The organism is Gordonia sp. UBA7599 (assembly GCA_002477755.1).
Taxonomy (GTDB): domain Bacteria; phylum Actinomycetota; class Actinomycetes; order Mycobacteriales; family Mycobacteriaceae; genus Gordonia.
Genome location: DLKD01000078.1, coordinates 18273 through 28564, shown reverse-complemented (window position 1 = coordinate 28564; position 10292 = coordinate 18273). Strand labels below are relative to the sequence as shown.

At 66.7% G+C, this 10292-nt stretch carries 12 protein-coding genes; 5 read left to right on the top strand and 7 right to left on the bottom strand.

Features of this window, described 5'->3' with window-relative positions:
* Positions 1 to 911 (bottom strand): DEAD/DEAH box helicase (locus B4L26_RS09655; RefSeq protein ID WP_290718398.1); only part of this gene is annotated, 911 nt, incomplete at its 3' end.
* A 436-nt stretch (positions 912 to 1347) separates the two neighbouring features.
* Here B4L26_RS09655 and B4L26_RS09650 point away from each other — a divergent pair.
* Together B4L26_RS09650 and B4L26_RS09645 are read left to right on the top strand one after the other, a co-directional pair.
* Complete coding sequence (locus B4L26_RS09650; protein ID WP_290718400.1) at positions 1348 to 2052, top strand: response regulator transcription factor; 705 nt, start codon at positions 1348 to 1350, stop codon at positions 2050 to 2052.
* 4 nt (positions 2053 to 2056) lie between these two features.
* The gene (locus B4L26_RS09645; RefSeq protein ID WP_290718396.1) at positions 2057 to 3586 is read left to right on the top strand and encodes a sensor histidine kinase; all 1530 of its coding nucleotides are present in this window, start codon (positions 2057 to 2059) and stop codon (positions 3584 to 3586) included.
* Positions 3587 to 3694: 108 nt separating this feature from the next.
* On the opposite strand, the gene B4L26_RS09640 is transcribed toward B4L26_RS09645, so the two are convergent.
* The gene (locus tag B4L26_RS09640; protein WP_290718394.1) at positions 3695 to 3823 is read right to left on the bottom strand and encodes a hypothetical protein; all 129 of its coding nucleotides are present in this window, start codon (positions 3821 to 3823) and stop codon (positions 3695 to 3697) included.
* A 225-nt stretch (positions 3824 to 4048) separates the two neighbouring features.
* On the opposite strand from B4L26_RS09640, the gene B4L26_RS09635 reads away from it, so the two are divergent.
* A complete protein-coding gene (locus B4L26_RS09635) occupies positions 4049 to 4369 on the top strand; it encodes a hypothetical protein (RefSeq protein WP_290718392.1) in 321 nt (106 codons plus the stop codon).
* Positions 4370 to 4955: 586 nt separating this feature from the next.
* Here B4L26_RS09635 and B4L26_RS09630 read toward each other — a convergent pair.
* From B4L26_RS09630 to B4L26_RS09615, 4 genes are read right to left on the bottom strand one after another with little or no spacing between them, the layout of a single operon-like run.
* Positions 4956 to 5231 carry a hypothetical protein gene (locus tag B4L26_RS09630; RefSeq protein ID WP_290718390.1) on the bottom strand — a complete coding sequence of 92 codons (276 nt, stop codon included), beginning with the start codon at positions 5229 to 5231 and terminating at the stop codon, positions 4956 to 4958.
* 14 nt (positions 5232 to 5245) lie between these two features.
* On the bottom strand, positions 5246 to 7048 hold the full coding sequence (locus B4L26_RS09625; RefSeq protein WP_290718389.1) for a hypothetical protein: 1803 nt from the start codon (positions 7046 to 7048) through the stop codon (positions 5246 to 5248).
* Positions 7020 to 7448, bottom strand: coding sequence for a phage portal protein (locus B4L26_RS09620; protein ID WP_290718387.1), 429 nt, complete (start codon positions 7446 to 7448; stop codon positions 7020 to 7022). Before B4L26_RS09620 ends, B4L26_RS09625 begins: the two co-directional genes overlap by 29 nt.
* A complete protein-coding gene (locus B4L26_RS09615) occupies positions 7445 to 8401 on the bottom strand; it encodes a phage portal protein (RefSeq protein ID WP_290718385.1) in 957 nt (318 codons plus the stop codon). Before B4L26_RS09615 ends, B4L26_RS09620 begins: the two co-directional genes overlap by 4 nt.
* A gap of 59 nt (positions 8402 to 8460) precedes the next feature.
* On the opposite strand from B4L26_RS09615, the gene B4L26_RS09610 reads away from it, so the two are divergent.
* Entirely contained in the window at positions 8461 to 8868 is a 408-nt protein-coding gene (locus tag B4L26_RS09610) for a hypothetical protein (protein ID WP_290718383.1), read from the top strand.
* Complete coding sequence (locus B4L26_RS09605) at positions 8865 to 9146, top strand: DUF3263 domain-containing protein (protein WP_290718381.1); 282 nt, start codon at positions 8865 to 8867, stop codon at positions 9144 to 9146. Before B4L26_RS09610 ends, B4L26_RS09605 begins: the two co-directional genes overlap by 4 nt.
* Here the strand turns inward: B4L26_RS09605 and B4L26_RS09600 are convergent.
* Positions 9143 to 10234: a tyrosine-type recombinase/integrase gene (locus tag B4L26_RS09600; protein ID WP_290718379.1), complete on the bottom strand. Its 1092-nt coding sequence runs from the start codon at positions 10232 to 10234 to the stop codon at positions 9143 to 9145. The two genes, B4L26_RS09605 and B4L26_RS09600, sit on opposite strands and share 4 nt — an antisense overlap.
* Positions 10235 to 10292: the final 58 nt, after the last annotated feature.

Sequence of the window (10292 nt, the reverse complement as noted above, 5' to 3'; positions counted from 1 at the left end):
GCGACGTCGGTCGCGACGAGCACCTCCAGGCGACCGTCCTTGAAGGCTTCAAGCACCTTGTTGCGCACCGACTGGTTCAGGCCACCGTGGATTGGGCCGGCCAGAATCCCGCTCTCTCGCAACTGACTTGCCACTCGGTCGGCCCCGAGCTGGGTGCGCACGAAGATCAGCGTCTTGCCAGGCTTGCCACTGATCTGAGCCGTCAACGTCTTCTTCATATTCGGCTCGATGAGCAGCACCCGGTGCTCCATTGTGCTCACCGCGGCGGTCGGATCGTCCGTGGAGTGGGTGACCGGGTCGACGAGATATTTGGCCGCGAGGTCGTCGATGCCCTTATCGAGCGTCGCCGAGAAGAGCAGCCGCTGGCCGCCCTCGGGGACCAGATCCATGATCTCGGTGACTTCCGGCAGGAAGCCGAGGTCGGCCATGTGGTCGGCCTCGTCGAGGACGGTGATCTCGACGTCGTCGAGTTTCACGATGCCCTGCTTCATCAGGTCGTCGAGTCGCCCCGGGCAGGCGACGACGATGTCGACGCCGCGGCGGAACGCCTGCTCCTGCCGAGTCTGCTTGACGCCGCCGAACACCGTGGTGACCGACATGCCCACGGCTTCGGCGAGCGGGGTGACGGTGTCGGCTATCTGCGTCGCAAGCTCGCGCGTCGGCGCGAGGACGAGACCGGTCGGACGTCCGGGACGGGTGGTCACGCCGATTTCCTTCAACCCCGCGACGAGTGGGATGGCGAAGGCCAGTGTCTTGCCCGAGCCGGTCTTGCCACGACCGAGGACGTCGTCGCCGGCGAGGGTATCGGCCAGTGTCGCGGCCTGGATCGGGAAGGGTTCGGTCTTGCCCTGGGCGGCGAGCGCTTTGACAAGCGCTTCGGGCACGCCGAGGGAAGCAAAGGTGGTGGTCATTTTTCTACAGCGCCTTTCCGGCATGGTCGATCCACGGCGCTACGACGGGCACGCCCGTGTGCTGCGCATTGTCAGTGCGGATCGCAGATGGCGAAGACGCCCGGTCGGGCGCATTCGTTCGCCGTTGTGAAGTCAACCGGCCGCAAGGAGAATGGCCGGGAAGAAGCGTTCTAACGACGCATGACAGTGCGCGGACGCCTGTCAGTTGTCTCAACCCTACCCCGCGAGGCCTCATTCCCCCGATTCGGCGACGGCGAGATTGGTCACAGGGGCTTGAGCTGATCAGCCTGGCGTTTGCACCGGTTTCCGGGCAAAACACCAGGCTGATCGCGGTGAATGTCGCCTCACAGCTGACACCTAGGCTCTCCATAGGTTCACCCCACCGTGACAGTCGATACTGGTGACCGTGGCAGCCACAACCCCCCAACGTGTATCCCTGACCCGCGCCGACGGCTCTCCGATTGCAGCGCTCGTCGTCGACGACGAGGCCGTCCTGGCCGAGATGGTGTCGATGGCACTGCGGTACGAGGGCTGGTCGGTGACGACCGCCGGCGATGGTGCCGCGGCGCTGGCCGCCGCCCGTGCCCAGCGCCCCGACGTCGTCGTCCTCGACGTGATGCTGCCCGATATGAGCGGGCTCGACGTCCTACTCAAGCTGCGTGCGCTGCACCCGTCGCTGCCGGTGCTCATGCTGACCGCGAAGGATGCCGTCGAGGACCGCATCGCGGGCCTCGCGGCCGGCGGGGACGACTATGTCACCAAGCCGTTCAGCATCGAGGAGGTTGTGCTGCGGTTGCGGGCGCTGCTGCGCCGCGCCGGAATCACCGTCGACGACGCGGACTCGCAGATCGTCGTCGGTGACCTCGTGCTCGACGAGGACAGCCGAGAGGTAAGCCGCGACGGCGAGACGATCCTGTTGACCTCCACCGAGTTCGAGCTACTCCGATTCCTCATGCACAACCCGCGGCGTGTCCTGTCCAAAGCGCAGATCCTGGATCGCGTGTGGGACTACGACTTCGGTGGGCGCTCCAACATCGTCGAGCTGTACATCTCGTACCTGCGCAAGAAGATCGACAGCGGCCGCGAGCCGATGATCCACACGATGCGCGGCGCCGGCTATGTCCTCAAACCGGCCCGCTGACGCGATGGTGAGCGCACCCCCGCAGTCGTCACCCCCGGCGAGACGGCGCTGGTCCCCCGCGCGCTGGTCGTTGCGCACGCGGCTGCTCGTCGGACAGGTGGTGCTGCTCGCCCTGGTGTGCCTGGCGATCGGCGCGGTCACCGAGTTCGCCTTGCGCAATTACCTGATCGGCCAGGTTGACGAGGAGTTGCGCGAGGTGTCGCACCGCTCGACGATGATGACGGCCAACCCACGACCGCCCCACCCGCCGGGTCTCGGGCCCGGACACCAGCGCCGCTGGACCCGCCAGCAGGAAGGCCCGGGTCCGGAATTCCTCGACTCCCCCGGTCAGCCGGCCGGTCTGCTCGCAGTGGTGCGCCGCGCCGGTGGCGCCGTCTCCGCAGGCGCCCTCGGTTCCGACGGCAGCCGCAGTTCGCTGTCGGCCGCCGACGTCGAGAAGCTGTTGGCGATCGGGCCTGGACGGGCACCGGTCTCGACGACGATCGACGGCGACGGATATCGCGCGGTCGCGTCGGTCACCCCCATGGGCGACACCGTGGTCACGGCGCTGCCGACGGCCGACGTCGACGACACCATGTGGACGGTTCTGGCGATCATGACCGCCGTCGCGCTGGCCGCGCTGCTCGCCGCGACGACGCTCAGCGCGCTCATCACCCGACAGGCGCTCGCACCACTGACGCGTGTGGCCGCTGCCGCGCGACGGGTGGCCGGGTTACCACTGGACCGCGGGGAGGTCGAGCTGCCGGTCCGCGTCCCCGAGTCGAATGCCGACCCGAATACCGAAGTCGGGCAGTTGGGCTCGGCGGTGAACCGAATGCTCGACCACATCGGGGCTGCCCTCACGGCGCGGCAGGAGAGCGAGACACGTGCGCGGCATTTCGTCGCCGACGCCAGCCACGAGCTGCGCACGCCGCTCGCCGCGATCCGCGGGTACGCCGAATTGGCCCGCCGCCATTCCAACGACGTGCCCGACGAGGTCGCCCACGCCATGGGCCGGGTGCAGTCAGAGGCCGATCGCATGACCAGCCTCGTCGGCGATCTGCTGCTCTTGGCGCGGCTGGACTCCGGGCGTCCACTCGAACAGGAGCCGGTCGACCTGTCCGCCCTGGCCGTCGACGCGGTCAGCGACGCCCACGTCGCCGGCCCCGAGCACGATTGGCGTCTGCGCGTCGGCGACGAGCCAGTGGTCGTGATCGGTGATGGCGCACGCTTGCACCAGGTGTTGGTGAACCTGCTCGCGAACGCCCGCACGCACACGCCACCCGGAACGACGATCACCGTCGACGTCGAGGCAGTCGGCACCACCGCCGTGCTGCGCGTCGCCGACGACGGCCCCGGCATCGACCCAGATCTGCAAGGCGAGGTGTTCACACGATTCGTGCGCGGAGACACGTCGCGCTCGCGCAAGGCCGGCAGCACCGGGCTGGGGCTCTCTATCGTCGACGCCGTGGTGAAGGCCCACGGGGGCACCATCATCGTGCGCAGCGAACCGGGGGACACCGTGTTCACCGTGCGTCTGCCGCTCACGGATTAGCCGCCTGTACGGGTGAGACGGGCGCACCCGACGTGTCGAAAACACTGAGCACCAATAAGATCGGCCCCGCCAATGGCGGGGCCGATCCAGGGGTGTGAAGCGCGGGGTCTAGCGACGGTGATCGCGGGGCGGCGGCGGACGGTGCCCCTGCTGCGGGAGCGGGTTGGGGAACCGCCGCTTGTTGTTGTGGCGGCGACGCCATTCCTCGTCGCGACGGTTCACGTGATAGTGGCGCATGTGCGGCCTCCTGGTTGTTCTCGGATACAGGCGGTTTCAACCTGCTGTCTTCGACGTTAGGAAGCCCGGATTGGTGCCAGTCCTGTCCGAGCTATGAGTCGCCTATGTGTCCGCAGGCGGGTGTCCGAGCAGTCCGACGATAAGGACGTCGTCGACGCTCTGCGATGCGCCGCCTACACTGGGGACCTGCGAATTGTCCGATTACCTCGCGTCACGGAGGCACCCATGAAGACGATCACCAGCGCCGCCATCGTCGGCGCGCTGTGCGTGGGCGGCCTTGTCGCCCCCGCCGCCACGGACGCCTACCCGGGTGGCCCCAACAGCCGTTATGGCCCCAACTACGGGCCCAAGTACGGCAGTCCCAACACCCCCAAGTACCGCAACGGTCCAGAGTTCCCTGAGACCCGCGACGCCGGTACTTTCAGCACCCCGTCGGATTGCCAGCGGGCCGGAGACAAGCTCGTTTCGAATCGAACGGCGCGGTCCTACAACTGCACATTGGGCCCCAATGCCACCTACAAACTGCGGATCAACCCGAAGTTCTGACTCGGCAGCCGCCAACGCACAAGGCCGACGCTGGTGACCACATGGTGGTCGCAAACGTCGGCCATGAGTGAAAAATCTGTGGAGCTAGGGAGAATCGAACTTCGGAACCCACCTGCAGAAATGCGGCCTGACCTGCAGTGAGTGCCCTCACTCGACTTCTCGTCAATCGTCGGTGTCCTGGGAAAACGGGGTGGCGTGTTGCCTGAGGCAACGATACCGCGCAAAGAAAGAGGCCCCCGACCGTCTGCCAGAATCAGGCAGTCGGGGGCTTCGGCGGATGCCCGCTACAGGTATTCGCGCAGCTCCTCGGGCACCTCGGGGCGGGGGTGCTCGGGGGCGATGTCGGCGAGTTCGCCGGCCAGCCGCCGGATGTAGCCGATGGCGGCCCAGAAGCGGCGCTTCTGGTCGGTCAGCTGCGCCTCCAGGTCGGCGACGGTGCGTGTGAGCGTGTCTAGCTGGGCCTCCTGGGCCTATCGAGGGGGGGTGTCGGGGTGTATCCGCCACCGCCGGGGTGGAGGAAGAATTTCGGGTATAGAAAAACCCCGCAACCAGTGGCTACGGGGTTCTCGTCAGTGGAACGGGGTGGTCAGCTGGCCCTTCGGGCCGATGCGGCAGCTTCGGACTTCAAGGTGGCATCGAGTTCTTCACCCTCGCGGGTGTGTCGACGGTCCAGTTCAGTGAGCATTGACCGATAGTCGACGCGATCCTGATCGGTAAATCCCTCGTGCGCATCCCGACCTTCAAGAACAGCATTGGGGTCCAGGTAAGGCCGATCGCGATAGAAGTCCCGGATCGCGGCTTGGCTCGCCAGATCCCTGCGACGCAGGAAGTCACGCACTCTTGGGTCGAGAGAGCCATCCATGTCAGCTCACCTCCTCACAAGCGCTTGATGCCGTACCAACTCGCGCCCAGCATAACTCGCTTACCGAGGTCCGGCGAGTCATCCGACTCCATTTCCGCAATCAGGTTCGGGTCGGGGAGCAAATAGATCGGCCGAATGCGTCCATCGTCGTCTATCAGTCGCCGCTCCATCGCATCGAGTGCGCGTCGGTCTAAGTCGGTCGTCGACTTGTCGGCTCGAACTGTGCGTAGTCGATTCACCACGCTCTGAATCGAGGTCCCCAATCCACGTTCGTCCCACTGGAATCCCTGCTTTGCCCAGACGTATCCACCGGCCTCATCGGAGGCGAACACTTGCAGGTAGCTCACGCCGCTGCGCCGGTAGTAGTCCTCCAACGTGCGCGTCACCGCGGTGGCGAATCCGAAATCCTGATCAGATCCAGGGAGAAACATCCCAACGTTCTCGACGTACAGGTCCCCGTCTGCGTCGCGCGACACGGTTCGCACAATGGATCCGGCCGAATCATCGTCGGGGTACTCGACGCCAGCACGCTTGATCGTCCCTTCGAGTCGGACCTTAAGCTCGCTGTCGACGCTGCCCTTAATCCGGACGACGAAGTCCGTCAACTCCCCATCTTTAGTGCCCGTGATGACCCCGGTGAGATCTTCCCCGAGCTGCTTTGCCTTCTTGGTGCCGCGCACCCTCGCGGAGTCGACGACATCGCCCAGGTCCTCAGCGAACCGTGTATCGACGGCGCGGCGGGAGATCGCCGTCATACGGTAGCTCTCGCGTTCCTCGTCGCCGGGATCACCGAATGTGGTTCCTCCCGGACCGTTCGGATCGTTCGGATCTTGCGGTCCGCCAGGCGACGATGCCGCACTGGCGATACGCGTGGGGTACGCAACCGCCGCATGCCCGGCCGAACTCTCCGGAATTTCCGGAGAGTTGCCCCCGGTGTCGGGATCTGTTCCGTCGTCGTCGCGCGCCGACCTGTTCTCCTCGCGCAAGCGCTCCAGAAGTTCTTGATGGGTCCAGCCCTCGCGCTCGGCGCGGTCGAGCTGGCGGCGCAACGCGAGTTCGGCGGCATGACCGCTGTAGCCACGCGTGGCCTCGGTCCACAGGTCTTCGTAGAGCTCGTGCGCTTCGCGGCCGTCCCAGTCCTCGCCCTCACGGACCAGCACGGCACGGCAATCGCAATGGTCGTGGAACGTCTTGCCCGCACGCACGCCCTTGCCGGCGATGATCGCCGACTTCTCGGACTTGTACGCCGGGCCGCGGGAGGCCAGCATCACGCATCGTGAGCAGTTCTCCGCACCCGAGAGCACCCGCGCCCAGCCGATCTTCTTACCGTGGCGCTCGGCGGTGTCGATGACCGCTTCGCGCCCCGCAGCATCGGCGTGACGGGCCAGTCGTGCGCCGATCTGCCCCGCGGTGGTGACGGTGGCCCGCGACTTGCCGCGCGACACCTGATCGGGTGCGCTCACCGTCACATGACTGCGCCGACTGCGCTGGCGGCGCGCGGTGTTCTCCTGGTCGAGGTCGGCCAGGGCGGTTTCGATGGCCTGCGGGCTGTACGGGCGCAAGGGTGCCGGTTCGACGCCGGGCGCGGTGTGGGCCACGCTCTGCACCGCCAGCACATAGGATTGCCGGCGCGCTTTCTCTATGGCCGGGTATGCCGCTCGGGCGAACCGGGCCCGTTGATCGTCGGTCGTCGGCCTGCCCAACTGGCGCACCAGCTTGGCGGCCAGTGCCACCATCGTCTTGGTGATCGCGCCCTGGCGGTACAGGTACTCCGCGGTCGAGAGTTGTCTAACCTGCTGCGTCGTCGGTGTCGTCATCGCTCACCGGGCCGCTCGGCTCCTCCGGTACCCCGGGCGGTGGCTCGTACAGTGTGGTCAGCGGATCGGCTTCACGCCGCGCAGCCACGGCACGGTTCACCGTCTCGCGGGTCCAGCCGGGAATGAACTCCCACAAGAACTCATCGGGCACCCCGAGCATCTGCCCCAGCTTGCCCAGCGCATCTACCGTCGCCGCATACGAGCGGGCCGACGCGTCGCGCCACTTCACCTCCGACGCGAAATCCGCGGCGGCGGTGGTGTCGCCGTCGATGTAGGCAGCCAGCCGGAAGGCCTGTTCGTGGGACTCGCCGAACGACGTGGTGATCTCGTCGGACTTGCGTTCCTTGGCCGACTCCAACGCCGCCAGCGTGGTGTCGGAGATGTTGGAAACCTTCGTCAACCCCAGCGCGTGCGGCGGCAGTTGGCCGATGGCGGACATATATCGAGCAGCCCGGAGTCCTTCGACTCGATATAGCGGGTCAGGTCGGTCTCGTTGAGCTCGCCGACCTTCACGTCGGTGTCGGCGAAGGTCCACACGTTGTTGACCTTCATCCGCATCGCTTCGTCTTCGTTCTTGGCGGTCCATCCGATGATGTAGCGCTGTTTGAACGCGGCGAAGTATTGGGCGACCAGCATCCCGAACGTGGTCTCGTTGATGCGCGACTGGATCGCCAACAGCGGCTCGATGATGCCGAGCTGCTCCTCGCCGTCGAGCAGCACCCGATCGCGGTAGCGCACGATCGGACACACCCCGATGCCGTGGTGGCGCGACTCGATGTATTGGAAGTTCTCCGCCCGCAGATAGCTCGGGTCGGTCCAGCCCAGTGTCGAGTGCGGTTGGGACTTCACACCGATGAAGTGCACATCCGACTCGTCGTAGAGCCGGATCATGTTGCCGTTGACCTCCAGCGCGTGCAGCGGCCAGTCGTCGTCGATCGGCCCGCCGTGCTTGGGATCCCACACCATGCGCTCGCCGTACACCGCGGTCATCTGCCGCGGCGACGACGGCTGCCAGAACACATCGGCCTCAGCAGCCTCCTGGCCCGGGGTGAGCGCCGGCAGCACCGTCGCATAGGCGACGCCGTAGTGCAGCGCCGAGCGGTGCAGCCCGGTCTGGCGCGCATCCATCTGGTTGCGCTGCCACCACTTCCACGGCCCCGCCGCCGACCCGTCACTGGCCAGGTAGTTGTCGACCTTCATCACCTGGGAGAACGTGTCGAGCACCAACGGCAGGAAGTTCGTCTCCGAACGGGCGGCCATCCGCTTGAGCGCCGGTTTCGCATCCGACTCCACCGGCACCGAGCACACCGACTGCTGTATTGGGATACCGCCCTCGGTGCCGGAGAACGGCACCGTCGGTGACAACGCCGAGTTGAGCAGGTCCAGTCGTCGCGCCTCATAGACATGGCTCCATGTTCAACCCGTGGCGTCATCTTGGCGAGCACCTCCCCCACGTCGACATCATCTGGACGCGGCTGCCCGGTGATCTGCGCGGCCTGACCGATGGGCGGGTGATCTGGATGGATCCGCGGCTGACGCAGGTGCAGCGGCGCTGCACGATCGCGCACGAGGCGGTGCACTGTGAGCGCGGGGTGCCCGCCGATGCGCGGGAGGAACGCGCGGTGGAGGTGATCGCGGCGCGGCGCCTGGTGGCACTGGATGCGCTGGTGGATGCGTTGGTGTGGTCGCGTCATACCTGCGAGGTAGCGTCGGAGCTGTGGGTCGATGTGCCGGTGCTGGTGGCGTTGGTGCGGTCGCTGTCGGGGCGGGAGCGGGCCTGGATCGACGAGCAGTTACACGAGCGGGGCGTGCACCAGTGACGACTACCGAGGATTCTGCCGAGCACCACGACGGCCTGTCCGAGGTTGAGGAGGCGATGCTCGAGTTCGCCGGCCGTTTCTACCGTCAGCCCGGCCGTCAGGCTGATGCGATCCGCGACGAGTTCGGCGTGAGCGTCACCCGCTTCTGGCAGCTGGTCAACCAGCTCGTCGACACCCAGGCGGCGTTGGCGCACGATCCGGTGCTGGTGCACCGGCTGCAGCGGATCCGCGCCCAGCGCGACACCGGCCGTGCGGCGCGGGCGCGCCTGCCGTTCTAGCCGAGGATCTTTCCGATCGCGGCGGCCGCCTCGGCGCCGGAGGTGCGGTCGATGTGGCCGTAGGTGTTCGCGGTCGTGGTGATGTCTTCGTGGCCCAGGTGGCGTGATACGACGACCAGTGGGATGCCGGCGCCGATCATCCACGATGCGCAGGTGTGGCGCAGGTCGTGCACGCGGGGGCGTTTGCCGTGGCCGTGGGCGTCCAGGAGGACTTTGCGGGCGTCGCGCCAGGCGTAGTTGTAGAACGACTGGGTGGTGACGGGGTTGCCGGCGTGGTTGGTGAACAGGAACTCGCCGTCGTCGTGGCGGGTTGCGATCTCCAACGCCTGGGCGGGCAGGTTGATGGTGCGCACGGATCGCCGCGACTTCGGTGGGCCGAGTTCGCGGTTGTAGGCGCCGGTGTGTTTCCAGGCCTTGGTGATGCGCGCGGTCGCGGCGTCGAGGTCGACGTCCCCGGGTGTGAGGGCTGTGGCCTCTCCGAACCGCATACCCGTCGAGACGAGCCACAGCGCGAGGTCGGCGAGCATCGGCTGGTTGATCGCGGTGTGGACCGCGGCGAACTCGTCGCGTGTGAGGAACACCATCTCCTGTGGGACGGTGCGGGGCAGGCGGCGGTTCTCGCACGGGTTGCGGTCGATCTTGCCCGCGCGTACGGCTGCCTTAAGTGCGCCGGAGAGGAAGGCGTGTTTGATCTGGATCGTCTTGCCCGACAGCTTGCGTTCTTCCATGCCGGCGACCCAGCGGCCGACGGTGGTTTCGGTGATCGCGGCCAGGGGCATGGTGCCGATGTCGGTGAAGTCGTTGGCGATGAACCGCTCGTAGCGGTAGCGGGTGCCTGATCGGATGCCGGTCAGGGACGCGACGTGGGCGGTGAGCCATTCGGTGAGGGTGACGTCGCGGTCGCGTGCGTCGATGACGTCGATGATGCGCAGCGCCTCGTCGGGGCCGTGGTGTTCGACGTCGCCACGGAATGCTTCGGCCGAGGCGGGGTCGGTGAAGGTCAGGGAGCGTTGTCGGCCCTGGTGGCGCCACAGTACGCGGTAGGTGGTGGAGCCGTCGGTGAGGGTTCTGGCCTGGATGGATGCCATGTCGGTTGCCTTCGCGGGAGTTTTGTGTTTCCCGTTCTACCTGCGAGGACTGACACCC

What these genes read in the sequence shown, in the direction of transcription:
- B4L26_RS09610 (WP_290718383.1), top strand. Translation starts at nt 8,461, where the DNA reads ATGTTCAACCCGTGGCGTCATCTTGGCGAGCACCTCCCCCACGTCGAC.
- B4L26_RS09630 (WP_290718390.1), bottom strand. Translation starts at nt 5,231, where the DNA reads ATGGATGGCTCTCTCGACCCAAGAGTGCGTGACTTCCTGCGTCGCAGG.
- B4L26_RS09635 (WP_290718392.1), top strand. Translation starts at nt 4,049, where the DNA reads ATGAAGACGATCACCAGCGCCGCCATCGTCGGCGCGCTGTGCGTGGGC.
- B4L26_RS09625 (WP_290718389.1), bottom strand. Translation starts at nt 7,048, where the DNA reads ATGACGACACCGACGACGCAGCAGGTTAGACAACTCTCGACCGCGGAG.
- B4L26_RS09600 (WP_290718379.1), bottom strand. Translation starts at nt 10,234, where the DNA reads ATGGCATCCATCCAGGCCAGAACCCTCACCGACGGCTCCACCACCTAC.
- B4L26_RS09640 (WP_290718394.1), bottom strand. Translation starts at nt 3,823, where the DNA reads ATGCGCCACTATCACGTGAACCGTCGCGACGAGGAATGGCGTCGCCGC.
- B4L26_RS09645 (WP_290718396.1), top strand. Translation starts at nt 2,057, where the DNA reads ATGGTGAGCGCACCCCCGCAGTCGTCACCCCCGGCGAGACGGCGCTGG.